This window comes from Agrobacterium sp. Azo12 (assembly GCF_029193765.2).
Lineage (GTDB): Bacteria > Pseudomonadota > Alphaproteobacteria > Rhizobiales > Rhizobiaceae > Agrobacterium.
Window position 1 is genome coordinate 110,808 of record NZ_JARFYO020000002.1, and the last position, 26,160, is coordinate 136,967.

The 26,160-nt window shown below is 54.5% G+C and carries 24 protein-coding genes; 4 read left to right on the plus strand and 20 right to left on the minus strand.

The genetic code is table 11. The features are described from left to right. Window positions 1-32: 32 nt before the first annotated feature. Entirely contained in the window at window positions 33-383 is a 351-nt protein-coding gene (locus tag PYL13_RS17010) for a MarR family transcriptional regulator (protein ID WP_275642445.1), read from the plus strand. 251 nt (window positions 384-634) lie between these two features. Here PYL13_RS17010 and cysG read toward each other — a convergent pair whose 3' ends face one another. From cysG to PYL13_RS17075, 13 genes are all read right to left on the minus strand, one after another. Next, window positions 635-2,122: a siroheme synthase CysG gene (cysG, locus tag PYL13_RS17015; protein ID WP_275642446.1), complete on the minus strand. Its 1,488-nt coding sequence runs from the start codon at window positions 2,120-2,122 to the stop codon at window positions 635-637. 136 nt (window positions 2,123-2,258) lie between these two features. After that, the gene (nirD, locus tag PYL13_RS17020) at window positions 2,259-2,591 is read right to left on the minus strand and encodes a nitrite reductase small subunit NirD (RefSeq protein WP_192489291.1); all 333 of its coding nucleotides are present in this window, start codon (window positions 2,589-2,591) and stop codon (window positions 2,259-2,261) included. Between the two features lie 4 nt (window positions 2,592-2,595). Further along, complete coding sequence (nirB, locus tag PYL13_RS17025; RefSeq protein WP_275642447.1) at window positions 2,596-5,043, minus strand: nitrite reductase large subunit NirB; 2,448 nt, start codon at window positions 5,041-5,043, stop codon at window positions 2,596-2,598. A gap of 4 nt (window positions 5,044-5,047) precedes the next feature. Continuing rightward, window positions 5,048-5,845, minus strand: a complete 798-nt coding sequence (locus PYL13_RS17030; protein ID WP_275642448.1) for an ABC transporter ATP-binding protein — start codon at window positions 5,843-5,845, stop codon at window positions 5,048-5,050. Window positions 5,846-5,855: 10 nt separating this feature from the next. Further along, entirely contained in the window at window positions 5,856-6,749 is an 894-nt protein-coding gene (gene ntrB, locus PYL13_RS17035) for a nitrate ABC transporter permease (RefSeq protein ID WP_250985160.1), read from the minus strand. Between the two features lie 117 nt (window positions 6,750-6,866). Then, complete coding sequence (locus tag PYL13_RS17040; RefSeq protein WP_275642449.1) at window positions 6,867-8,165, minus strand: CmpA/NrtA family ABC transporter substrate-binding protein; 1,299 nt, start codon at window positions 8,163-8,165, stop codon at window positions 6,867-6,869. 379 nt (window positions 8,166-8,544) lie between these two features. Beyond that, a complete protein-coding gene (locus tag PYL13_RS17045) occupies window positions 8,545-9,840 on the minus strand; it encodes a CmpA/NrtA family ABC transporter substrate-binding protein (protein ID WP_275642450.1) in 1,296 nt (431 codons plus the stop codon). Between the two features lie 64 nt (window positions 9,841-9,904). Beyond that, on the minus strand, window positions 9,905-10,504 hold the full coding sequence (locus PYL13_RS17050; protein ID WP_192489451.1) for an ANTAR domain-containing response regulator: 600 nt from the start codon (window positions 10,502-10,504) through the stop codon (window positions 9,905-9,907). 62 nt (window positions 10,505-10,566) lie between these two features. Beyond that, complete coding sequence (locus PYL13_RS17055; protein ID WP_275642451.1) at window positions 10,567-11,319, minus strand: ABC transporter ATP-binding protein; 753 nt, start codon at window positions 11,317-11,319, stop codon at window positions 10,567-10,569. Next, window positions 11,316-12,125: an ATP-binding cassette domain-containing protein gene (locus PYL13_RS17060; RefSeq protein ID WP_275642452.1), complete on the minus strand. Its 810-nt coding sequence runs from the start codon at window positions 12,123-12,125 to the stop codon at window positions 11,316-11,318. Before PYL13_RS17060 ends, PYL13_RS17055 begins: the two co-directional genes overlap by 4 nt. Beyond that, window positions 12,122-12,985, minus strand: a complete 864-nt coding sequence (locus PYL13_RS17065; RefSeq protein ID WP_441296671.1) for an ABC transporter permease — start codon at window positions 12,983-12,985, stop codon at window positions 12,122-12,124. The genes PYL13_RS17060 and PYL13_RS17065 overlap by 4 nt, the downstream gene beginning before the upstream one ends. Continuing rightward, a complete protein-coding gene (locus tag PYL13_RS17070; protein ID WP_275642569.1) occupies window positions 12,982-13,947 on the minus strand; it encodes an ABC transporter permease in 966 nt (321 codons plus the stop codon). Before PYL13_RS17070 ends, PYL13_RS17065 begins: the two co-directional genes overlap by 4 nt. A gap of 173 nt (window positions 13,948-14,120) precedes the next feature. After that, window positions 14,121-15,644 carry an ABC transporter substrate-binding protein gene (locus PYL13_RS17075; RefSeq protein ID WP_250985153.1) on the minus strand — a complete coding sequence of 508 codons (1,524 nt, stop codon included), beginning with the start codon at window positions 15,642-15,644 and terminating at the stop codon, window positions 14,121-14,123. A gap of 235 nt (window positions 15,645-15,879) precedes the next feature. Here PYL13_RS17075 and PYL13_RS17080 point away from each other — a divergent pair, with 235 nt between their 5' ends. From PYL13_RS17080 to PYL13_RS17090, 3 genes are all read left to right on the plus strand, one after another. Beyond that, the gene (locus tag PYL13_RS17080; RefSeq protein WP_250985152.1) at window positions 15,880-17,106 is read left to right on the plus strand and encodes a M24 family metallopeptidase; all 1,227 of its coding nucleotides are present in this window, start codon (window positions 15,880-15,882) and stop codon (window positions 17,104-17,106) included. Between the two features lie 105 nt (window positions 17,107-17,211). Further along, entirely contained in the window at window positions 17,212-17,514 is a 303-nt protein-coding gene (locus PYL13_RS17085) for a DUF6522 family protein (RefSeq protein WP_250985151.1), read from the plus strand. A gap of 75 nt (window positions 17,515-17,589) precedes the next feature. Continuing rightward, on the plus strand, window positions 17,590-18,609 hold the full coding sequence (locus tag PYL13_RS17090) for a LacI family DNA-binding transcriptional regulator (RefSeq protein ID WP_250985150.1): 1,020 nt from the start codon (window positions 17,590-17,592) through the stop codon (window positions 18,607-18,609). Window positions 18,610-18,628: 19 nt separating this feature from the next. On the opposite strand, the gene PYL13_RS17095 is transcribed toward PYL13_RS17090, so the two are convergent. The 7 genes from PYL13_RS17095 to PYL13_RS17125 form a co-directional block, all read right to left on the minus strand. Beyond that, complete coding sequence (locus PYL13_RS17095) at window positions 18,629-19,642, minus strand: hypothetical protein (RefSeq protein ID WP_275642453.1); 1,014 nt, start codon at window positions 19,640-19,642, stop codon at window positions 18,629-18,631. Between the two features lie 13 nt (window positions 19,643-19,655). Continuing rightward, window positions 19,656-20,642 carry an ABC transporter permease gene (locus PYL13_RS17100; RefSeq protein WP_192489304.1) on the minus strand — a complete coding sequence of 329 codons (987 nt, stop codon included), beginning with the start codon at window positions 20,640-20,642 and terminating at the stop codon, window positions 19,656-19,658. Window positions 20,643-20,657: 15 nt separating this feature from the next. Next, on the minus strand, window positions 20,658-22,160 hold the full coding sequence (locus PYL13_RS17105; RefSeq protein WP_275642454.1) for a sugar ABC transporter ATP-binding protein: 1,503 nt from the start codon (window positions 22,158-22,160) through the stop codon (window positions 20,658-20,660). A 73-nt stretch (window positions 22,161-22,233) separates the two neighbouring features. After that, complete coding sequence (locus PYL13_RS17110; protein ID WP_192489306.1) at window positions 22,234-23,196, minus strand: substrate-binding domain-containing protein; 963 nt, start codon at window positions 23,194-23,196, stop codon at window positions 22,234-22,236. A gap of 65 nt (window positions 23,197-23,261) precedes the next feature. Continuing rightward, window positions 23,262-24,311, minus strand: coding sequence for a carbohydrate kinase family protein (locus PYL13_RS17115; RefSeq protein WP_275642455.1), 1,050 nt, complete (start codon window positions 24,309-24,311; stop codon window positions 23,262-23,264). Next, on the minus strand, window positions 24,311-24,982 hold the full coding sequence (locus PYL13_RS17120) for a D-lyxose/D-mannose family sugar isomerase (RefSeq protein ID WP_250985146.1): 672 nt from the start codon (window positions 24,980-24,982) through the stop codon (window positions 24,311-24,313). The genes PYL13_RS17115 and PYL13_RS17120 overlap by 1 nt, the downstream gene beginning before the upstream one ends. After that, window positions 24,982-26,136, minus strand: coding sequence for a Gfo/Idh/MocA family protein (locus PYL13_RS17125; RefSeq protein ID WP_250985145.1), 1,155 nt, complete (start codon window positions 26,134-26,136; stop codon window positions 24,982-24,984). The genes PYL13_RS17120 and PYL13_RS17125 overlap by 1 nt, the downstream gene beginning before the upstream one ends. Window positions 26,137-26,160: the final 24 nt, after the last annotated feature.

Consider the following 26,160-nt stretch of genomic DNA (forward strand, 5'->3'; position numbering starts at 1 on the left):
TTTAACTAACGTATATAACACAGTTAAATAACATGACAAGAGCGATCAAGACACAATTGCACAACCTTGCTTTCTCCGGACTAATCCTGAAGGAGATCTTCGACCATCCGCTTGAGGACGAAACGCCACAAGCACGGTTGAAGGAGATCGGAATGATGACGATCCTTTACACCATGAGCCAGGCCCACCAGAGGCTAACTCTCACAAATATCGTAGATATCTCAGGATTAACACGAAGTGGTGCAAAGGAGACTGTTGATCTGCTCGTCAAGCGGGGCATGCTGAATGAAACCATGGGTACGAATTCCATGGGCAGAGGGACCGCGCGTCAATTCGAGATATCTCAAGACCTTCTGAACAAGCTGAGTACCTTCGAAAGCTGATTGGAAATTGCGGATTAAACTATCCTTTTTACGACACAATATGGCGGCAGCGGACGAATGTTCGTTAGCCTTGAATATCCTCGTCATGCGGGTATCGATGCGCAACAGCGCACGGTCGCATAGCCCAATGTGTACATGGCTAAACGGCGACGATGCAGCCGTGGCCGAGGGATGAAGCCGCGCCTGATTATGGAGCACCCTCGACACAGCCCGCGCCCCGAAAAGCCGACAGGCTAAAAAGATAGATAGTATTAAAGCATAGCCGTTGAGGCAAAAACATCGGCAGATGTCACATCGATAACTCGGCAGAGCGCCGGTGCAAATGCGTTGCCAATGCCAATCAAAACCGGCTCATCTACACCAATTTCAATAATTCCGGCATCAAGATCGCTCAACCGTCCGCACCAGCGCCGCTCTCCAGCTCGGGTAATAGCACTCATGATAACAATTGGTGTGCAATCGCTCATGCCATGTTCGATGAGGCGTGCTTTGATTTCTGGTGCCGTACGACCGCCCATATAAAAAACCGTCGTTACAGTCGGGCTTGCCAATGCGTTCCAGTCAAGATTTTCCGGCAAATTTCCTTTGCGGGAATGTCCGGTCACAAAGCGAACGGATTGCGCATGATCGCGATGCGTCAAAGAAACACCAAGGCGGGAGGCCATAGCGCTCGCCGCAGTTATACCGGGGACAACCTCCACCGGTATATCCTGTGCTTCAAGCGCTGCAATTTCTTCCCCTGCCCGGCCGAAAATCATCGGATCACCCGATTTCAGCCGCACAACCCTTTTGCCTGCCTTGGCGAAATTGATCATCATGGCGTTGATGTCTTCCTGCTTGCAGCTTGTCCGCCCTCCCCGCTTGCCAACCAGCATACGTTTGGCTTCACGTCGCGCCAGCTCCAAAACGTCATTCGAGACAAGATCATCAAACAGGATCACATCCGCAGCTTGAAGGGCGCGCACCGCCTTGAGGGTCAAAAGCTCGGCATCGCCCGGTCCTGCACCCACCAGCGTGACCTTGCCGTATTTGGCTTTCCCGACATCCAGGGCATGATGGATATCTGATATCAATTTTTCCTGCATCAGTTCGTCGGCTTTTTCAGTAAAAGCCCGATCAACAAACCGCTCCCAGAAGTTTCGACGGGCATTTCCCGGCGCAAGTTTTCCATTCACCCGTTCGCGCAGGCTTTGCGCCATATCTGCCCAGCCTTGCAACGAATGCGGCAACAAGGTTTCGATACGCCGGCGAATGGCCTGCGCTAAAATTGGTGCCGCTCCATCCGTGGAAATCGAGACGACAACAGGCGATCGATTGACGATCGAACCAAACTGAAACTGGCAAAACTGCGGCCTGTCGATGACATTGGCAGGGACCCCCGCCTGTTTCGCTGCCGCAAGAAAAATCTTGGCCTCATGGTCATCATCGCAATCAGCAATTGCCAAAACTGCATCCTGAAAGCAGCCATCATGCCATTCTGCATCGTGGTGAAGGATGGCTGCCGCCGGGTTTGGCAAGTCCCGAACCATAAGCAAACCCATCGTTTCACCAAGCGAGCGCTGCGGACAGTAAATGTGCAGTTGCGCTCCACACGCCAGCAAAAGCTCCGCCTTCCACGCTGCAGCATCCGAACCGCCGCACAACACCACGGCTTTCCCGGTTAGATCCCAAAATACCGGCAATTTGGCCAGCGCCTCCATGCGGACGGTTTCATTTCGCGCGGTTTGCACGACATCCATGGCTGATCCCTTCCATCGCAGCGGCCGATCTGTTGCAGGTCGCGTTGGCATTGAAAATGTGGCTGTTGTGTTTGCGCCTGCGCCAGGAGAAAATGGCGCAGGCGTTTTCGGATCCAGGACCGCGACTAGACTGCGGTTACTCTGCCGCGATCATCAGCGCTTCAAGCGTAATGGCCAGCATGCCATTTACATTGCGAACGGGAATGGTTCTCACCCCCCCCTCATCCGCTCCCAAGGCCTTACCCGTCTCAAGCGAGATCACCCAGTTGTGCAGTGGACATGTAACGGACGCGCCGTGGACGATGCCCTGTGAAAGCGGGCCGCCCTTGTGCGGGCAATGATCTTCAATCGCAAAAATCTGATCGTCCGCTGTGCGGAAAACGGCAATCTTCCCCATAGGTGTTTTCACGCAGCGCGCACCTCGCAGTGGAATATCCGAGACATGACCAATTTCGACCCAGTTGCTCATGGTTTTACTCCGCGGCCTGATTAAAACCGATGGTCGCCATCGGATTGAACTCGTGTTTATGTTCGCCAGACACACGTTCGGACCATGGGTCAACCTGCGCAAACTTCTGGCTAAAGACAAAGCGGTTGTAATAAGCGCGTCGCTTTTCTCCATCCTCCATGATCTGGCGGCGAACCTCGTCGTAACCGATACGCTTGGCCCATTTGTAGATGCGCTCAAGATACCGCGCCTGCTCACGGTACATCTGGGTCAGAGCCACAATGTGCTCCAGTGCCTCGTCCTCGGTCTTTACAAGACCAAGAACCTCGGTTCCCTTGATATCCAGACCGGCGGCACCGGCGAAATGGATTTCGAAACCGGAATCCACGCAGATGACGCCGATATCCTTGCAGGTCGCCTCAGCACAGTTACGTGGACAACCTGACACTGCCAGCTTCAATTTCGCAGGTGTCCAGGAACCCCACATGAACTTTTCGATGCGAACTCCAAATCCGGTCGAATCCTGTGTTCCAAAGCGGCACCACTGCTGGCCAACGCAGGTTTTCACCGTCCGCAGACCCTTGGCGTAGGCCTGGCCGGAAATGAATCCGGCCTTGCCAAGATCAGCCCATACCGCTGGCAAATCCTCTTTCTCAATCCCCAACAGGTCGATACGCTGGCCGCCTGTAACTTTCACAAGCGGAATTTCGAACTTGTCGACAACGTCGGCGATTGCACGCAATTCATTGGCATTGGTCACACCGCCCCACATTCGCGGCACAACTGAATAGGTGCCATCCTTTTGAATATTTGCGTGAACGCGCTCATTGATGAAACGGGACTGGTAATCGTCGGCATATTCATCTGGCCAGTCACAGACGAGGTAGTAGTTCAGCGCCGGGCGACATTTCGCGCAACCGCATGATGTCTTCCATTCCAGCTCCTGCATGACAGCAGGAATTGACTTCAGACCCTTGGCTTTGATCAGTCGGCGAACATCATCATGGCCAAGATCCGTACATTTGCACATCGGTTGAACGGCTGCCGGATTGTAACTGTCGCCAAGCGTCAGGGTCATCAACTGCTCAACCAGACCCGTACAGTTGCCACAGGAGGCAGAGGCCTTGGTGTGGGCGCGGACATCATCAAGCGTCGTCAAACCCTTAGTGGTGATGGCATTGACGATCTGTCCTTTGCAGATACCGTTACATCCGCATATCTCCGCATCACTCGACAAAGCTGCAACAGCAGCCATTGGATCAAGTGGCGAGCCACCCTGATAGGACTGTCCAAAAATCAGAGTATCGCGCATTTCGGAAACATCTGTGCCCTTCTTCAACATGTCGAAGAACCAAGACCCATCTGATGTTTCACCGTATAGGACGGCCCCGATGATGCGATTTTCCTTAAGGATCAGGCGTTTGTAGACACCGGCAGTGGCATCACGCAGCACAATTTCCTCACGGTCATCACCTTCAGCGAAATCGCCGGCAGAAAACAGATTAATTCCTGTGACCTTCAATTTTGTATTGGTAACGGAGCCATGATATTCCGCTTGGCCGCCAATCAGCCTGTCTGCCAAAACCTTTGCACTTTCATAGAGCGGAGCGACAAGGCCGTAGCACATGCCACGATGTTCGGCACATTCACCCAACGCATAGATCGAGGCATCCGATGTCATCATGCCATCGTCGACCACGATACCTCGGTTGACGGCAAGGCCGGCATCTTTCGCAAGGCTGGAGGACGGACGAATGCCAACCGCCATAACCACCATCTCACCTGGTATGATGCGGCCATCCTCGAGTTCGATACCCTCCACCTTATCCTCACCGAGAATACGCTTGGTGTTCGCTTTGGTGATGATGTCGATACCGCGATCCGTGAGAGCCTTTTCCAGAAGATAGGCCGCGGCGGGATCAAGCTGGCGCTCCATGATGGTCGGCATCAGGTGAATGACGGTAACGTCCATTCCCTGACGCTTCAGCCCATAGGCCGCCTCAAGTCCCAGCAGACCTGCCCCGATGACAATTGCGCGGCCTCCTCGCTCTGCGATATCCAGCATCTTCGTAACATCATCAAGATCACGATAGGCCAGAACACCCGGTAACTGGTGCCCCGGAACAGGGATGATGAATGGCGAGGAGCCGGTGGCAATAACCAGCTTGTCGTAGGAAACTGTAATACCGTTTTCGCTGGTTACTGTCTTGCGATCACGATCAATTCCGGAGACCTTGGCTCCCTTGTGCAATGTCACATCATTTGCCGCATACCATCCATCCGAATGAATGATGATATCTTCATAATCCTTCTCGCCGGAAAGCACCGGTGACAGCATGATACGGTCGTAGTTAACTCTCGGCTCGGCATTAAAAATCGTAACATCATAAAGGCCTGGAGCCGTCTCAAACAGATTTTCGAGCATGCGGCCCGGAGCCATGCCGTTGCCGATAATGACAAGTTTTTGCGTCATGGTTTCACTCCGCGGCTTCAACAAAACGGTGACGTTCGTAAAGGAACTTCAAAACGGCTTCGCGGCATTTGAGGTAGGTTTTGTCGGCCGCAAGCTCGATGCGGTTGCGTGGTCGAGACAGCGGCACGTCAAGCACTTCACCGATATGGGCGGCTGGTCCGTTGGTCATCATGACAATGCGATCGGACAGCAGGACCGCTTCGTCGACATCATGGGTAATCATCACCATAGTGTTCCCGAGGCGGGCATGGATTTCCATCACCGCATCCTGGAGATGCGCACGCGTCAGCGCATCCAGCGCGCCAAACGGCTCATCCAGCAGCAGAATTTTTGGCTCCATAGAAAGTGCCCGGGCAATGCCGACACGCTGTTTCATGCCACCGGAAATTTCCGAGGGTTTCTTGTCCCGGGCGTGCCCCATCTGAACCAGATCAAGATTGCGCATGACCCAGTCATGCCTCTCGGATTTGCTCTTGGTGGAGCTGAATACTTTCTCGACAGCTAGATTGACGTTCTCGTAGACCGAAAGCCAGGGTAGCAGGCTGTGGTTCTGAAACACGACGGCACGTTCTGGCCCTGGTTCATTCACCTCACGGTTTTCAAGCAGAACAGCGCCGGAGGACACCTTCGTCAGGCCGGCAATCAGGTTCAGCATCGTTGATTTTCCGCATCCGGAATGGCCGATGACCGACACAAAGTCGCCTTTGTCGATGGTGAGATTGATACCTTTCAATACCTCGGCCCGAGAACCACCCTTGTCGAAATATTTGTCGATATGATCAAGCTTGAGATAAGCATTCATGATGGGCTCCTCAATTTGCCGCGGCGCCACGGGTGATGAATTTTCCAAGTGCGGCCACCAGCTTGTCGAGGACAAAGCCAACCACACCGATATATGCCAACGCGACGATGATGTCGGGCAGCCGGGATGAATTCCACGCATCCCAGATGAAGAAGCCAATACCGACACCACCCGTCAGCATCTCGGCTGCAACAATAGCCAGCCATGACAGGCCAACACCAATGCGAAGCCCGGTGAAAATGTAGGGCGCGGCGGACGGCAACATAATCTTGAAGAAGAATTCGAGTTGATTGAGCCGCAACACCTTGGCGACGTTGCGATAGTCCTGCGGAATGTTACGCACACCCACGGCCGTATTGATGATGACCGGCCAGATTGACGTGATGAAAATCACAAAAATTGCCGATGGATTACTGTCTTGAAACGCAGCAAGCGAAAGCGGAAGCCAAGCAAGCGGCGGTACTGTCCGCAGCACCTGAAAGATTGGATCGAGACCCCGCATGGCCCATATCGATTGTCCGATGACAGCACCGACCACGACGCCGGCAATCGCGGCAAGACCAAATCCGTAAGCGACACGCTCCAGCGACACCAGGACACGCCAGCCAAGACCGATATCCTGCGAGCCGTAATTGAAGAACGGATAGGCAATCAGGTCATAGCTTTCCTGAAAAACCTGGCTGGGAGGCGGCAAGGTCGCACCGGGGGCAGAACAGAGAAACTGCCAGATCCCCAGCATCATCACCAAGACCACCAGAGGAGGCAGTGTATTGCGTGCAGCAGCTACACCAATTTGGTCAAACCGAAAACGCGAAGCGGGCTTCGTCGTCAGTGTCACGACCGTCGCCTTGGAAATCTTCGGCTTTTCCGGTTGCGGTTGCAATTCACGGGCCAATGCAGACATGAATTATTCCTTTAAAATCAATTGTATGCCGTGGGGATATGCCCGCCGTTCTGACCGCACCCAAGAGGGGAACGAAAGGGTGCGACGCTCAGGCATGACATATCCCCGCTCTCCTCCTCAGGAGGCAACTTTGATGCTGAGACTTTCGAGATAGGATGATGGGTTTTCCGGATCGAAGACCTTGCCGTCGAAGAATGTTTCCTTGCCACGCGAAGGTGAGGCAGGAATATCGGCAGCAGCGACGCCAAGCGCTTGCGCTGCTTCCCGCCACAGGTCCTCGCGGTTGACCTGATCGACCAGCGCCTTGATATCAGTGTCTGGTGCAAACTTGCCCCAGCGGGCATTTTCAGCAATGAACCACGTGTCGTGGCTCTTGTATGGATAAGACGCACCGTCTTTCCAGAACTTCATATAGAGATCACTGCCGTGAACGATACGTTCATTGCCGTAGTTGATGTCGCCTTTTAGGCGGCCCAAAACATCTTTCGGGGGCACGTTAAACCATTGACGCTTGCCAAGGATCGTCGACATCTCATCCTTGTTGTCCATGCTGTCGCACCACTGCTGCGCCTCCATCACGGCCATGAGCAGGGCCTTTGCAGCATTTGGATTTTTCTCGACCCAATCGGCACGCATGCCGAGCGCCTTTTCAGGATGTCCTTTCCACAATTCACCGGTGGTACAGGCTGTGAAGCCGATACCCTGATTGACGAGCTGCTCATTCCACGGTTCGCCAACACAGAAAACATCCATGTTGCCAACCTTCATATTGGCGACCATCTGCGGAGGAGGAACGACAACGGTGGACACGTCCTTGTCGGGATCAATACCACCTGCAGCCAGCCAATAGCGGATCCACAGATCGTGTGTTCCACCAGGGAACGTCATGGCGGCCTTGATTTCCTTGCCTTCAGCTTTCTTTTTTTCGAACGCTGTCTTTAGTTTCGACGCATCCAGCTGGACACCGGTTTCGGCATATTCCTTGGCGACCGAAATGCCCTGACTATCAAGGTTGAGGCGAGCAAGAATTGCCATCGGCACCGGCACATTGTTTTGCGTTACCTTACCGGTATGCATGAGATAAGGCATGGGCGTCAGAATATGCGCGCCATCAATGCCGTTAGAGGCACCACCCAGCACCAGATTATCGCGGGTCGCACCCCAGGACGCCTGCTTGATAACCTCAACATCCGGCATGCCATGTTTGGCAAACAGACCTTTTTCCGCTGCCACCACCAAAGGAGCGGCATCCGTCAGGGCGATGTAACCAAGCTTTGCTCCCGTTACTTCCGGAGTGGCAGCGGCAGCAAAGGCTCCGGATGGAAATGCTGACCGGACCGCCGTAATCAGGGCAGCGGTTGCTGTGGTTTTCAAAAGGCCGCGGCGACTGACAGAACCCGTGAGTATATTTTTCATTCGCATGTTCCCCTTTTGGTGACCACCGGAACGGTGGTTTGTTTCTTGCGAAAAAAATCCGGAAATAAAAAAACGCCGCTCGGATATTGCGCCATCAGGATCCAATGTCCCGGGCAGCAAAACCTTGCGACGTCCGTGTCTTCTGTGGGTGCATATCCCGCACCCAGCTTGCCGCGATCTCCATTGACCGCTGCGCAAAATACAAAGCAATCAGCGTGCCAGTTCGAAAAACGGACAACAAAGCGCTGTATTCAAACGATTATTATGAATGAAAATTCAATCGCCTATTTTTTAGGCCGCACAAGAATAGGGCGTTATTTATGCAATTGCTGCAAAGTACGAAATCAGTTTTGGGCAGCGTTTGTGCAGCTGGCAGATTTTATTCGTGATCGCGACGTGCAAGTTCGCCGGTTTTCCGGCGCACCGCGAATGCCTCTACGTAGCTTTCAATGGACGCCGGATCGAATACATGTCCGTCCATGAAACGATCATCAGCATCAGCACCTTCAACGCGAATATCAGCATCAGACGGTACATTGCTGTCGCCGAGCGCGGCACGATAAATATCCGGGCGGTAGGCAGATGCACAGGCATCCGCACCTTGCGATGAAAACCTCGTCTGCCCCCAGCGGATCATCTGGCTATAAATCCACAGGGCCTGGCTCTGCCGGGGATAGTTGGCATGGTCACCATGGAAGGTGAAATAACGGCTGATGACCCGACGGTTGCCGCGATCATCAATGTTGAACTCACCCGCCAGTACATGCCGTAAAATCTCAGGCGAAGCGCCGATGTAGCGCGGGTCAGCCAGCGCCCTGCTGAGCGCATCATGGTTGTCAGGCACATCGCACCACCGCGCCGCCGCGTCCAGCGCAACGATCAACCGCGCCACACATTCCTGCTGTGTTTCTGCCCATTCAGGGCGCATGCCAACGACCTTTTCAGGTGCAGAAGGCCAGATGTCCTGCTTGGCGGCGACAATCTTGCCAACACCGCGCTCAGAGGCCACCATGTTCCATGGCGCTCCGACACAAAAACCATCAATAGCGCCCGCAGCCAACGCATCCGAGGTGAGAGGCGGAGGCACGACCACAAGTTTCACATCACGATCAGGATCAATGCCGCCGGCGGCCAGCCAATATCGGAACTCATAATTGTGCGATGAGAACGGATAGGTCACGCCGAAGGTAGGCTGTGGCTCACCCTGCTCACGCAGAGTTTCAAGCACCCGCTTCAGTGCGACAGCGTTTTCCAGAGCGGTTGCCGTTTCCGAAAGACCGGTCGCTTCGCGCATTTTGACAAAAAGCCGACTGGATAAAGTGATCGCATTGCCTCCACGACCCAGCGAAAACGGTGTGATGGTCGGCGACGGGTTGGAGCCAAGGCCAAGCATCGAGGCTACAGGCATGGGCGACAGCATGTGCGCTATATCGAACTGGCGAAATGCCAATCTGTCGCGCACATTCGCCCAGGAAACATCCTTAACCAGATCAAGGCTCAGGCCTTCATTGGCGGCAAATCCAAATTCCGCGGCAGCAATCAGCACAGACGCATCGACCAGGGGAATGAAGCCAGCGCGCAGTGTGCGCTGTCTGTCGTTACCGATCAATTCCGGCGCAGCATGAGATGCCGGGTTTTCACCCTGTCTGTTGGTTCCACTACCGTTTGCCGTCATGTCATTCACTCCACATCTACCGTCAGTGTGCGCGTGACGCCCGAGGTCAATTCTCCTGCGGGCGTTACATCAGCAAACCGGCAGCCGTCACCACGCTTTGCGCAATTTCAGACAGTTTTTTCTTTTCGTTCATGGCGGTCTGGCGCAGTAACGCAAAAGCTTCCTCTTCGGACAAACCACGCATTTTCATCAAGATGCCCTTGGCGCGCTCAACAATCTTGCGCTCTTCCAGCGCCGATCTCGCCTCCGCCAGTTCACGCTGCAGGCGGCTAAACGCATTAAAGCGACTAACCGCCATATCGAGGATCGGCTTGACCCGCTCCTTCTTCAATCCATCAACAATATAGGCGGAAACACCCGCTTCAACAGCCGCCTCAATCGAGGCTGTGTCAGAGCGGTCCACAAACATGGCAATTGGCCGGCCAACCGTCCGGGTTAACTGGAACAGATGCTCCATCATGTCGCGGTTCGGGTTTTCAATATCGATAACGATAACATCCGGACAGAGCGTCTCGATGGTACGCGCGACACCGTGAACCTCATGAATGACAGTGACACGGCTGTGCCCTGCCTCCCGCAAGCCTTCCTCGATAATGGAAGCACGGATAGCGTTTTCATCAATAACGAGGATTGTCAGGTCCGGGTGCGTCATGGCGCAATTCATGACGCAGCGCAGCACGTTGCGCAATCCCTCATCATGCGAGTTCAGGGGATTGATGAGAATGTTCAGCCGGCCCTGGGCATGCGGGGCGTGCTAGCAAGTAGTTTCTGGGTGTAGAGATGGGAAGGGTTGGCGAGGATATCACGTGTCGCGCCCTGCTCTACGATCTTGCCCTTTTCAAGCACGATCAACCTGTCGCAAAGCATGGAAACGAGTGCAATATCATGCGACACCACAACAAAAGTCATGCGTTTTGACAGGTCCCGCAATAACTCGATGATACGGGCGCGCGTGGAGAGATCGAGGGCACTGACGACCTCGTCGGCGATAATGAGATCGGGGTTTGAGACAATCGCACGGGCAATCGCAATACGTTGACGCTGACCACCGGAAAATTCATGAGGATAACGTCTGAGCGCATCCGCAGGCAGGTCAACCGCTGCCAGAGCCTGCGACACAGCCTGCATGATATCTGTTTCGATTTTGAGAGAACGCAGTGGTTCGGCAATAATATCGAACACACGCTGACGAGGATCAAGCGACGAATAGGGATCCTGAAACACGGCCTGCACGCTGCGACGAAAGCCACGCATGAAACCGCTATTTTTAATATCAAGCGCCTCTCCGCGGAAAGAAACCTGTCCAGCAGACGCTCGCTGAAGCCCAAGCAACAGCTTCAGCATGGTTGTCTTACCGGAACCGGATTCGCCAACAATTCCCAGATTGCTGCCAGCCTCCAGCGTCAGGTTGATATCATGCAACACCGGTTTTCCTGCGGTGTAGGAAAACGACACATTGGACAAATTCAGCAGGCTCATGACGCAATCTCCAACGCCTTGTCAAAGGCACGGGCCGCGGCAACCAACCCCTGCGTATAAGGATGCGCGGGTTGGGAAAACAGGGATCCTACTGGTCCTTGCTCAATCAACTCTCCTTGCCGCAAAACAAGTGCACGTTCGGTCACAGTCGCAACAACTGGCAAGTCGTGACTGATAAACAGCAGCCCCATGCCTTCATCCCGCACGAGCGCCTCAAGCAGTTTCAGAATTTCGGCCTGCGTTGTGACATCAAGTGCAGTTGTCGGTTCATCCGCAATCAGCAGCTTGGGGCGGCAGGCCAAGGCCATTGCGATCGCCGCACGCTGCCGTTGGCCACCGGAGATTTCATGCGGCCATGACGCGGCAATCCGCTCCGGATCCGGCAATGCAACGCGCTCCAGCAACGCCACAACCCGCTTGTGAATCTCGGCCTTCGAAGCTCTCTGCCCATCGCGTAAAGCACGGCGAGATACGACCTCTGCAACTTGGTTGCCAATTCGCATCAATGGATCAAGCGCTGTCATCGGCTCCTGAAATACAGCCGCCACGCTGTTGCCGCGCAACGGCACGAGATCACGGTCTTTCGCCCCGATCACCTGCTGTCCATCAAGGATGATGGAGCCGCTTGCTCGCATGGCGTCGGTCAGCAGGCCCATAGCAGCAAGCGCCGTCAATGATTTGCCCGAGCCGGACTCACCAATAAGTCCAACCCGTTCACCCTGTGAGATCGAGAAGGAGATGCCGGAAACCAGCTTGCGGCCTGCGGTTTCGATTTCAAGATTTTCAACCGACAGCAAAATGCTCATCTCTGTCTCCTGCGTGTTGGATCTGCCGCATCACGCAGGCCATCGGCAAACAAGTTCAACCCAATCACCAGAGACACCAGAGCAAGACCCGGAGCAATGGCACCAAAAGGTGCTGTATAAACGGAAGCCTGTGCTTCCTGCAGCAATCTGCCCCACGATGCATTGGGGGGTGGCGCGCCAAGTCCAAGATAGGAAAGCGACGCCTCCGCAATGACGGCCAAGCCGAATTGCAGGGCAAAATTGACGATCAATGTCGGCCAGATGTTGGGAAGGACGTGAATACGAACGATGCCCAGCCACGAGGTTCCAGATATTCTGGAGGCCGTTATGTAATCCATCGCCAAGACACGCTTTGCCAGAATGCGGGTCAGTCTGGCGACAATGGCAGAACCGGCAATACCGATGGCAAGGATTGCAGTCCAAAGGCTTGCTCCATCGCTTGAGGCGACAATCAGCATGGCCAGAAGCAGTGTCGGAAAGGCAATCAGAATATCAAGCGTCGCGGCCAGCACATCATCCAGTGTCTGCGTTGCAAATGCCGAGAGTATGCCAATCGTCACGCCGATCAATGCACTGATGGCAACCGCACCACAGCCGACAATCAGAGCGATCCGCGAGCCAATCATGATTTGTGTCATCAGGTCGCGGCCCAGCCTGTCGGTTCCCGCCCAATGAATGAGCGATGGACCTTCAAGCCTCCCACCGACCATGTCACTAACACCGTAAGGTGTCCAAAACAGTGACAGAAGCGCAATTGCCAGATGCAACCCGACAAACAGACCACCAATCAGCAGCGGCAATGGCAGTTTTGTCTTCCCTTCGTTTGTCTCTACAGAAAGGGTCATATGATGATCGCTCATGCGCCACCTCCTGCTACACGATTGCGCAATCGCGGGTCGATAATTCGTTGCGCCAGATCAGCCGCAAAACCGACAAGCAGCACCAGCAGTGTCGAGATAAAAAGCACGCCCTGAACATTCGGATAGTCGCGCTGTTCAATGCCCAAAAGCAGCATGGAGCCGAGGCCGGGAAGCGAAAACACCCGCTCAACCACCACAGCGCCAAGCAATGTGGACGCCAGTTCGATACCGATAATGGAAATGACCGGCACAGCGCCGTTTCGAATTCCGTGACGGATTAGCGCCTGCGAAAACGTCGCTCCGAGCGCACGTGCGGTGCGCAGATAATCACTGCCCAGCACATCCTGCGTCGCAGAACGAACATAGCGGATCAAAGAGGCTGACATGACGATGGCGATGGTCGCAACGGGCAGCACAAGGGATTGAAACGCGGCAGGCGCGGTTTGCCATCCACGAGACGGAAAGCCGCCCGATGGAAACAGCCGCAGGTTAACCGCAAAAATGCCGACCAGCAGAATGCCGATCCAGAAGACTGGAACCGCGATACCGAGCTGTGAAACGACGGATATCACCGTCCCATACCAGCGGTTCTGACGCACCACCGACAAAATCCCGAGCGGAACAGCGATCGCGATCGCAACAAAAAACGCCATCAACGTGAGCGGTACGGTCACAATCAACCGCTTGCCGATTTCAGACAGCACGGGCGCACCACTGACGAATGAGTTTCCAAGGTCAAAGCGTGCAAGACTGCTGATGAAGCGCAAAAACTGCTCGTAAAGTGGCAGATCGGAACCAACTTGCCGGCGTGCTGCCTCAATCTGCACGGCATCGGCACCGACAGAAACAAGCGCATTGGCAGGATCACCCGGCAGCAGCCGCAGCAAAAGAAACAGGACGAGAGAAGCGATAACAACCGACAGGACCAGAATGGCCGAGCGGCGAACAAGATAGGAAAATATGACGCTTACCTCTCAAGCATGAGCTGCCGACGTCCGGTCCGCTCATCGGCTGACATTTCACAGTTTGCTTCTGACCATTTCCTTATACAAGATCAACGGATTACAGCAAACGCAGCAACGCCGCCGGAAAATAATTCAGGCGGCGTTCTGTGTCGAGTATAGAGTTTCTCTGCTTATTCGGCTTTGGTGATGTCGTAAGCGAAGAACTGCGAGTTCAATCCGTTCAGCGAATAACCGCCGACCGACTTTTTCGAAACAACAATCTGCGGATAGAGATAGAACCAGTTGCTGGCTGCATCTTCAGCAATGATCTTGTTTGCTTCGGTCAGTTTTGCGGTCTGTTCATCGGTCGTTGCACTGGCTTCCGCCTGCTTGATCAGATCAACAACCTGAGGGTTGTTATAACCCCAGTAGAAGTCCGGGTTACCGTAGAACACGATATCACGGTGGTTCACGTGCTCCTGCAGGGTCGCCTGGAAATCATGCGCCTTGTAGATTTTTGTGTACCACTCATTGGCGGTAATGATGTTGATGTTGACCTTCACGCCCACCTTGGCCAGTTCGCTCTGGATAAACTGGGCAGCAATCGGATGCGGGTCGTAGTTCGGCGTGTCGATTGTGAAGGTGAAGCCATCGGGATAGCCGGCTTCCTTCAACAATTCCTTGGCGCTGTCAGGATTATAGGCATCAACTTTGGTCAGATCGACATACCATGGATCGGTTGGCGGTACGAAGGAACCGATCAGAGTACCATAATCACCCCAAACGGCCTTGAGCAGCTTTTCATCATCAATTGCGCGGGCGAGCGCCTTGCGAACCTTGACGTTGTCGAATGGTGCAACGCGGTCATTATAGGCAAGCAAAAGCTTGGTGGTGGACTTGCCTTCGCTGACGGTAAAGTCAGGATTATCCTTGAACTGCGCCAGAGAATCCGGGCTCTGTACCGATGTGATCACATCCACCGAACCGGTCAGCAAGGCATTGTTAAGAGCAGTCGCTTCCGTGAAATACTGAAAAACAACTTCGCCATTTTTCGGCTTTTCGCCCCAGTACTTGTCAAAGCGTTTGATGGCCAGCGATGAACCGCGACGCCAATCTTCGAGCGCATATGGACCGGTACCGTCTTCTTTCGCCTGCAGGTCCGTCGCGTCATCATTGACGATCCAGACATAGCTGAGATTATACGGCAGCGAGATCGAGCGCGACGACAGCTTGATGACAACCGTTTCATCGTCAGGGGTTTCGATACCGGCAATTGTCTTCAGGCTGTTCTTGCGCGAGCTTTTCGATTCCGGCGCAGCAACGCGTTCAATAGAGAACTTGACGTCCTTCGAGGTCAGCGGCGCACCCGAATGGAAGGTCACACCAGGCTGAAGTTTGAAGGTGTATGTCAGACCATCTTCGCTTGCAGTGAACTCTTTCGACAGGGCGGGCTGTACGGAGCCATCATCATCAAGGCGGAAAAGCGCTTCATAAACGTTGCCATTGAAGGCTTCGTTGATACCCTGACCGGCACCGGCGGTGTTATCAAGGTTTTGCGGCTCATAGAGCGAACCGATATTGATTGTGGCATCCGGATTGTTTTCAGCAGCAAACGCATGGGTGAACACGCCGGCTCCAAGCACGATCGCAAGTGCGGTCGCTACAGCCCGGTTGGTGTGTTTCATGGTGCCGTTGCGGGTTTTGAAACCGCTCATATCATTCTCCTGTTCGAAATTGCTGCCTGTTGTGGCTTGCCGTCGACAGAGATTATACAATCACGCCGATAGGATCGATATCTGGCTGAACACCTATTTATAATTGTTTCATAGAAATTTATCTCGATTAAAGATCATTACGCAGAGATTTTTTGCTAAATTGGCAGAAGCATGTTTTCGTCGGACAGGATAAACTTCACTCCATCAAATCTGGAATCGACGACAAGAGGACATTATGGCGGATATGGATCGCGAACGGGCGCAGCAACTGCTGGGCGCCTCGGGGCTGGACGGCATGGTTTTATTCCAGCCGGAAACCTTCCGTTATGCGACCGGCATAAGCGCGGGCGTTGCCACCATGTGGGGGCGTGCGGGCTCGGCTATCGCACTGGTCCCGGCCGACAGCACATCGAGGCTCGCCGCAGTCGTCAGCGACCATGTTTTTGCCGGTAAAGGCAATTTGCGCCAATCGATCGATCTGCGTTCACACCGCATCTGGATCGATGCCGTGTCACTTCATGAGACGACCTCGGTTTCAGACATCAATGCGGCCTATCGCAACAGCAATAATATTGGGCCGAGGCCTGAAACCTTTGACCAACAGGCATGTTTTCAGCTTCTGGCCGACATCATAAAGGAGCGTGGTCTCGATCATGCACGCCTCGGTGTCGATCTCGAGTTCATGCCCGCAGCCGATTTTGCGAAACTGAAAAAGACGATCCCGACAGTCAACTGGCAGGACGCGTCCGGCATCGTCAAACGGCTGCGGATGATCAAGAATCCCCCTGAAATCCAGCGTTTGCGCAATGCTGCATCCTATGCGGAAGCCGGGCTGCAACTGCTGGCAAAGTCAGCAAAATCTGGCTCCAGCCTCAAGGATTTGTCCACCGCATGGCTCACAGGTGCGACAGAAGCAGCGATCGCCAATGGTGAGGTTCTTTCAGGACACTGGGATTACATCTCCATCGGCGCAGATCTGCAGAACATGGCAGCAACCGTTAAAGACGGCGACCTGATAAAGGCCGATGTCGGTACGCTCGTCTGCGGATACTCATCCGATGGCGCGCGAACATTCGTCTTTGGTCAGCCCTCACCACTCGCCAGCGAAGTCTACAAGGCGTTGCTTGAAACGTTTCTTATCGGGGTGGACGCACTCAAACCCGGCAATACATTCGGTCAGGCCCACGCAGTCATGTTGGCAAACATGCGCAAGCTCGGCTTTGAAGAATATTATCGCGGCCATTTCGGCCACTCGGTTGGCGCCGCAGTTGGCATCGAAGAATGGCCATTTATTTCGCATGGCAATGACATCACCATAGAACCCAATATGGTGCTGGCATTGGAAGCGCCATTTTATGCCAACGGCCTGGGTGCGCTGATGATTGAGGAGCAATTCCTGATCACATCAACTGGCGCAGAAACCATGAACCGTCTTTCTCGCGAGCTCGTATCGATCGTTTGAAATTCAGGAATTGATGCGTCAGTCGGTCACTGGCGCATCACGCATCTGCGCATTATCCTCAAAGGCAAGCAACCAACGCCATTTGTGCGGAAATCACCAGCCACCATGAGCCAGCCTCCAACAGTATCACCTGACAAAAAAGCCCCTTCTGCAAAGCGCGATGAAGACGGAAACTTCATTCTCGATGCAGAATTCATTGCCAGCCGCTTCGGCCTGCAGGAAAATGCCGTGCGCGACTTGATGCGGCGCAACCTCGTTCACAGCCTGGTCGAGGAAGGTCGCGACACTGACGCCAACACCTGGCGGCTTACCTTGCGGTGTGGCAACCGGCAGTGGCGGGCCATACTGGGGATCGATGGCGAATTACATGACGAGACCATCCGTTTCGTGTCACCTCAGTCACGATAAGGCACTGATAAAACTTGTGAACATCGCCTTTTCCAAGTATTGACTGAATACCCTCTGGGTATGGAACCCATCGACGTGAAAACAAGCATTAGAACCATTGCCAAATTGGCGGGAACCTCCGTTACCTCAGTCTCGCGCGTGCTGAACAACAGCGGCTACACGTCCGCAGATGTGCGTGAAAAGGTCGAAGCGGCAATCAAGGAACTCAACTACACGCCGAGCAAGGGGGCGCGCATGTTGCGCGGCGAACCAAGCCGCATGATTGGTTTGCTGTTGCCATCAATCGATCTGCCGTTTTTTGGTATTCTTGCCCACAGCATCGAACAACAGCTTTTTGAACGGGGCTATCAGACGCTGATTTGCAGCACCGCTGAAAACCGTGAACATGAAGAACGCTACATTTCCATGCTGTTGTCGCAGCGTGTCGATGGCGTCATCGTTGCAAGCGCCTTTGGCGACCTGTCGCATTTCCGTTCTCTCGCCAGTACACAAATTCCAATCGTCGGAATTGACCGCGAAATGAGCGGCATTTCCAAAGATGCTGTTATGGCTGACCATATCGAGGGTGGACGCATGATGGCGAAACATCTTCTCGACCTTGGCCACCGCAAAATCGCCGTCATCGGCGCACCCGGTCACAGCCAGCCTATTCAACTGCGCCTTGAAGGTGTGCGCCAGGAACTTGCCGCTCACGGACTTGCGCCCGCCAAGGAAGCAATCGGCGAGGAACATCGCTTTGCGGAAATCCACGAAATGGCGCAACAGCTGTTGCGCGACTGCCCCGACGTAACGGGGCTGATTGGGACAACCGATATTGCCGCGATTGCCGCCATTCATGCCATTCATCATCAGGGGCACTCTGTGCCGCAGGATTACTCGGTAATCGGCTTTGATGATTTGCCGGAAGCGTCGCACATGTTGCCGCGCCTTACCACTATTGCACAGCCCATTCGTGAGGTTGGTCTGCAGGCTGTCGAGCGGCTGGAAAAATTGATTGATGCACACCGCAAGGAAAAGGACCTTCCAGCCATGGGAGTGCTGCGCTTGCCGGTTACTCTGGTTGAGCGTGAATCCACCGGGCCTGCAAGGCTTTAACCCGATGGCAATATTGCGGTCACGGCAGAACAGTAGCTGAAATCGCATAACGTGTCGTCAGGCTTTCACCGGCCGTAAAACGCCACGCTGTTGGCACACCTTGCTGATTGACCGGGTTTGAGGCCGCTGAAATGCCGACCCCCAGATCGAACGCCGCCCTCACCGGCTCTGCCCCGAGTGCCAGATGTCTGTTGAGCCACGGGCGCTGGCTGCGGCCGCGATTGGAAATCCACAACATCAGGCTCGGGAAGATTTCACGGTCCCATTCAAGAACGGTGCGATAATTCTGCTCGAGATTATCGAGGACCAGCCGTCCTTCAACGACCGTCACCAGAAGAAGATTTTCGGATTGCCCCGCAAATGGCAAAGCGGTGGCATCGACCTCATCGCCGTCGCGGCTCTTTAACACGGACAGATCTGCGAAACATTGATCCTCTGCAAAACGTGACAATGGCTGGCGTTCATCCAGAGGGTGTGTCCACACACCACTGTGCGGACCGGTGTGAAGCTTGATGGCACCAGGCGTTTCCGGCAAAACAAAACAGGGATGCAGGCCAATAGGTATCTCGCAATCGCGCCGCGCCGTGATCGTCAGCTCAAATTCCAACCCCGCATTGCCGGTCACAGCTACAATACGCCGTTGCAGGGATTTGATCACGCTTGCCTGCGGATATTCAATTTCAGCCAGAAGTTCTCCTTCGCCACCAGCCGAGATGGTCCAATGGTGGTTTGAACCAAAGCCATGTGGATCCTCGAATGCAGGATCAGAGATGACGGCGCGTCCTTGCGCCTCGCGCCAGCGTTCGGGAAGTGGTCGATCCGGAACCGCACCAAATGGCACGCAAGGCCATACACCGCGCAAACGCTGAAGGATGGCCGGTTGATCGGCCATATCCTCATTTGCCCAGGGAGCAACATGCAACGGCGACACTGACCGCCCATCCTCGAGGATAAAAGACACCGGTCCCAGCATGCCGCCCAGACTTTGCAGTGCTGCCTCACCCCGATCCCATAACATCGACAAATTTTGCATGTGCTTGTCTTCCTCAGCCATGGCCGGCATGTGGGCGATCGATGATCAGATTGATGAATACAGCGCCAAGGATCAGTGCGCCACGAACCACCTGCTGCGCGTAGGGGTTAAAGCCCCACAACGTCATAGCGTTCAAAAGCACACCTAAAAACAACACGCCAACAAAGGCTCCCCATATCGATCCTTTGCCCCCAAACAGGCTGACACCGCCGATGATGACAGCAGAGATGACCTCCAATTCCATGCCTTTAGCAATGGTCGGATTGCCGGAATTGAGAAGCGACGAATAAACGATGCCACCCGTGACAGCAAAAAGGCTGGTAATGATCATGCACAAGGTGCGGGTGCGGCTCACAGCAAGACCTGAAAGGCGCGCTGCCTCCGCATTACCACCGATGGCGTAGACCGAACGTCCAAAGCTGGTGTAATTGGCCAGAACGTAAGCGATAATAAAGGCAATCAACAGCAGATATACCGGTACCGGAACGTGGAATATGCGTCCGCTTCCGATGAAATAATACCATGACGGGAAGGACTCGATCGGTGTTCCGTCGGTGATCAGATTGGCCAAGCCGGCAAGCGTTGCCATCATCGCCAGCGAAGAAATAAAGGTCGGCACCATGAAGCGGTTTCTCAACCAGCCATTAAAGATGCCGATGCCGGCGCCGAAAGCGAATGTCAGTGCAAAGGCCGCAATAACGACCCATATGGCGGGCTCAAAGTCACCGCCTGATATCCATGACACCAGCCACGCGACAAGACATGACGAGGCCGCCACCATGGAGCCGACTGAAAGGTCGATTTCACCAACAATGATCAGCAGTGTCATGCCAAATGCGATCATGCCAGGCACGGCGATGGTGCGCAAAATATTGAGTTGGTTATCAAGCGACATGAACCCCCGTGCGGTGAACGCCACCAGCACGTAAAGGCCGATGAGGATGATCAGCATGGAGTTCCGCCGTGCGAAGGTTCCGATTTTTCCGCCGGAAAGCGTCATGGAAATCTCCTGAATTCAATGGGTTTGGTGCCGGACCATGCAGGCGGCATAGAGGGTTTTGGGATCAAGCTTCTCATTGACGAATTCGTCGGCGATAACGCCGTCGCGCAAGATGAGGATGCGGTCACAGCATTCGACCAGATCTTCCAGTTCGGTGGAGACCACAATACTGGCAAGGCCGCGGGTCGCCTGTTCCCAGATGATGTTGTAGATCTGCTGTTTGGCCAGCACGTCAACGCCGCGCCCCGGCTCGTCAAAGAGCAGTATGCGAGGATCGTCATTCAGCCAGTTGCCGACAACGATTTTCTGCTGGTTGCCGCCAGAAAGGCTCGACACGGGCAAGGATGGGTCGCCAACCTTGATCAGCAAATTGTCGATCTGCCGTTTGACATAAGGGTCTTCGCGACCGGTGGTTATGAAACCGAGTTTGCCAATGCGCTGCATGGCGGCAAGACACAGGTTTGCATGACTGGACAGAATTTGCGCCAGTCCTCCATGCTTGCGGTCTTCGGAGGTGTAGCCGATACCAAATGCTTTCATGACAGGGATGGAGACATTCGAAACGGTTTTGCCATCAACGACAATTTCACCCGCATCATGCGGTCCTGCGCCGTAGATCGCCCGCAAAAGCTCCGTTCTGCCCGAGCCGAGCATTCCCGCAATACCGACCACTTCACCGGGGTAAAGGTCGAAGGAAATGTCTTTTAGCAAAGGGGCAAGAGACAGCTTGCGGACCGAAAGAATGGGCTTGGTTCGTTCTTTGGGATGCAAAGGGCGGTGAACCGGTTGGATTTCTCCGAACATCATCTCAAGAATAACCGCAGGTGTCGCCTCCTCAATCGAGCAGGAGCCCGTGAAAACACCATCCCGCAGCGCTGTTACCGTGTCGGCAATCTCGGTCAGTTCTGCCAGTCTATGCGAGATATAGATGATCGTCACACCGCGATCCCGCAGACGCCGGACAAGCTCAAACAATTGTTTGACTTCAGCCTGTGCCAGCGCCGAGGTCGGTTCGTCCAATTGCAGCACAATCGGTTTGAACGACATCGCCTTGACGATTTCCACGACCTGCTGGCGTCCGACGGACAAGGAACCAGCGGGAATATCCGGATCAATGTCACCCGCCCCCATATCATTCAGCAGTTGGGCCGCACGCTTGCGCAAATCAGGCCAGTCAATAAACGGCGTGCCTTTGCGCTTGGGCAAACGTCCCATGAAGATGTTCTCGGCCACACTCAAATGTGGCACAAGGCTTAGCTCCTGATAAACCGTGACAATACCCGCTTCTAGCGCGTCGGATGGACGCGAAAAACGGCATACTTCACCATTCAGAAGGATCTCGCCCCTTGTCGGTTCGGTGGCACCAGACATCATCTTGATGAAGGTGCTTTTGCCTGAACCGTTTTTACCAAGCAGGGCGTGAACCTTCCCCCGTTCAAAGGAGTGGTTGAAGTCATCGAGCGCCGTCACCCGGCCATAATGTTTGGTGAGGCCACGCAATTCGAGGACGGAAGACATACGTTCTCCGTTATGTTGTCTGGAGGGTGGGAGAATACGCACGGCATAAATTGATTATGCCGTGCGCGTTTCCTTACTTCTTGAGGCTTTCGGCAAAGGCCTTCACGCCGTCAGGATCAGCGCGTGACAGCAGCAAAGCCGGAACGGTCGTCTGTTCAGCCACCTTGTCGCCCTTAAGAATGGAAAGAGCGGAATCGACACCCTGTGCGCCCATGTCGAATGGAGACTGCGCCGTTACGGCCTGCAAAACATTGTCATTGGCCATCAAGCCTTTGGCAAGCTGTTCGGAACCGTCGATACCGAAGACATAAACGGAACCAGCCTTTCCAGCATTGCGCACTGCCTGCATGGCACCAATCGTACCACCTTCATTGGCCGCGTAGACCACATTGACGTCAGGATTGGCGGTGAGAATGTCGGTGGCGACAGACACTGCCTTTTCCGGAAGCCATGCGTCCTGTTCGGTCACGACATCAACGGTATTGCCTTCAGCTGCAGCTTCCTTGAAGCCCCCTGTGCGCTCACCACTTTGTTCGGGCAACAGCGACTTGAAGCCCAAAATGGCAACCTTTGCCTTACCGCCCAGAGTTTCAGTGATGAACTTGCCTGCCGCCTTGCCGGTGGAAATGCCAAGATCCTTGTTTGAGGTCGAGAATGTTGCCTGTGCAATACCGGCATCGGTCAGGCCGCCATTTACGGCAACCACCACAATACCTGCATCACGGGCGCGCTTCAGAGCTGCGGCCGAGTTCTTGGCAGACACCGGGGCAATGACGATCGCATTCACCTTGCGGGCGATATAGGTATCGATCGCCTGCGTTTCCTTGGCCTGATCGCCATCGATATTGATTTCAAGAATTTCCGCACCGGCCTTTTCGGCCGCACTGCGCATGCCGGCCTGCAAGGATTTCATGAACTGGTCGCCCTGGAACACGATGCTTGCCACCACCGGTTTGTCGGCAGCCTGTGCCAGCATTGGCGCCATGCTGACAGATGTAATCAAACCCAATGCTGCGGCTTTAAGATATGCCTTCATGCTATTCTCCTCCCTTGTGTTGATGGTACCGGCCTTCGCATACTCCTTCTGCGAAAAACCGGGATTTAGCCGAATGCCGGTCTCGTCTCCTTTGTTTCCTCAACGAGAACGGACATATGCGGAATTCCATCGGTGGCGGTTGCACCACCGAGACAGTGGGCCGCCGCACGATGCGCGACAGCGGCAATTCTGGCAGAGGGCCAGCCCTCATGCAGGCCGTAAAGAACAGCGGCGCAGAAAGCATCTCCGGCACCGACCGGGCTAACGATATCTTCTACTGCGACCGGAAGCGAGTAGGTTGTGATCGCCTCACATCCACGCTCAAGCCATAAAGAAAGTTCTGGTGCATGGATGATTGCGCCACGCCGCACGCCACCTGCCAGCAAACTATTGCCTGCCTTGTGAACGGCATCAACGAGCAACTTGCCTTGACTGTCACGAACGGCAATTCCCGTTGCCCGCCCGGCTTCAATCTCGTTTATGATGACGTAATCGCAATAGGGCAAAGCGACGCCAACCTGACGCTGGAAGGCAGGGTCCTCGCTGGAAACGAAATCCACGCAGGTTAGCAATCCCGCTTTTTGCGCAGCTTCCAGCAGATGACTGGCACCGGAGCGGCCATGACCATCAAGCTTGTCCAACCCCGGCAGCAACATGAGATAGCCCAGATAAAAAAGGCGATACCCCTGTTGGGCATAGGATGCCATGTTGATCGACGCCTGCGTCATGTCATCATTGGCGCCGCCATGGTAGAAGAAGGTCCGGCTTTGCCCGGGAACCGTCATCACATGGGTATGGGCTGTGGCAGCTTCACCTGACGACACCATGCCGGAAACATCGATGCCGTGTTGCGCAAGACATTCGCGGACAAACAGGCCATCAGCATCATCGCCAAGGCAACCGGCTGCAGACAGCCTGCCTGGAAAACCGAGAGAAGCCAAGTCAGTGACAACATTGGCGGCTCCGCCACCAACGCCGATGTCCTGATGCAATATGTGCGTGAGATTACCCTGCTCCGGCCAATAGGACAGCGCATGGACGCGGTCCACGATGAAATTTCCGGCGCAGACGATACCTCCAGAATGTCCGCCTTTTGTCTCCTCCCCCAAAGACATCAGCCGCCCCCTTCGTTCCAGAGCGGCCGGAAGGGTGGCTCATCTTCCTCAATGTCCGCAAAGCGTCCAATCGGCTCAAGGAAGAAGTTATCGTTGCGGTCGTCATTGACCTGGCTGACCTCACCGACCAACACCGGTCCGTCGCCTGCCTTGCCGTAGAAGCGGTGGTAAAGGCCGGGGTGGATCGTCACACTCTGTCCGGGAGACAGCTCAAGCTCTTCCCACTGCGCCAACAGCTGTGGCAGGCCGTCAACAAGCACAACAACATCCTCACTGCTCGACGTACCATCTTCATTCGCAGCACAGAACTCGATCACCAGTGTACCGCCGCCGCGATTGATGATGTCTTCCATCTTGGCTTTGTGAAGATGGGCGGGCGTCATTTGCCCTTCGGCAACGAACAGCAGTTTTTCAGCGTAGGTGCGTTCATCTGCCTGCCCAACGATGCCGTTGCGAAGGCAAAAAAGCACAAGACCACACTCCGCAAACTTGCCGCTGCCAAAGTCTGTCACATCCCAGCCCAGTTGGTGAGCACGCAGATAAGCAGCATCTTCGGGTCGGGCTGCAAGTGTTTCACCGGTCCAGTCGCCCCACACGGGAAGCGACCATTTCCAGTTATCCAGCATCTCGACGGCAAATTTGAGGGCCGTATTGATTTCGGAGCGCTTCATCAGGACGCCCCCTCAGCATAATTGACGGAAACAACGCGATTTTCGCGGCCAGACTGCAAGGCCGCCGTCAACACGGCATGATGTGCAGCGGCTTCTTGCGGTGTCGCGCAATGGAAACCTCTCCCATTACCACCCGCCAATTCGTCAACGAATGCGGCCCACATTTGCTGGATGGCGTCGGCAAAACCAAACTCGAAAATCTTGCCTGTTATCGCAGGGAAAAGCGAACCATATCCGAGATCTTCGGTGCTCCAGGCCTGGCTGGCGCCATTATAGTCCATCCACTGCCACTGGCGTGGAGACTTGGTGCTGAAATAGGCGCTCTTTTTCATACCGAGAATGCGGATATACCAGGTGTTGGATTCACCGGGCGCAATACGCCAGGTTTTCAGCACCATGGGAAAGTCCTGATCCTGCGTCGTGACACGAGCGCTGATAGTCGCGTTGTCCCAAGTGGTGCAAGGTGCAATGCCACCCTTGCCGTCTGGGCGTTCCGTTACCTTCTTCACCAATTGTGCGTGAAGGGTGGAAGGGCGCCAGCCGAGACGCAGCGGCACATGCAGCACGTGCATGCCAAGATCACCCATGCAACCGTAGGCGCCGTTGATGTGTTCCATACGCTTCCAGTTGATCGGCTTTTGCCGATCAATGTCGGAAGAATGCAGGAAGCCGGCTTCGACTTCCAGAATCTCACCCATCTCGCCACCACGCGCCAGTTCAATGACTTTCTGCGCACCAGGAAAAAACGGCATTTCAGACGAGCAACGCACCACGAGCTCAGGTTTTTCACCCAAAACCTTCATGATCTCGCTGTTTTGTAACTGATCCATGCCAAATGGTTTTTCGCCGAGCAGATGTTTGCCTGCCCGCAGGATATCCGTGTAGAATTCCGCATGCAGGACATGCGGAACGGCGCAATAAATGGCATCCACATCGGGATTAGCCAGCAGTTCATTATAGTCCGTTGTGCGCTGTCGCACGGTTGGTACGTTGTCGCTGAACCAGTCCATCAAGGCGGTGTTCGTATCGCACACCGCAACAATTTCAGGTCGGGCTTGCGCATCCACCAAGTGCAGCCAACGCGCGGCCGCACTTGCAAATTCGCGACCCATCAGACCGCAGCCGATAACGCCGAAGCGGAAAATCTTCGTCATAACATTCCTCCCTTTGTTACCGCA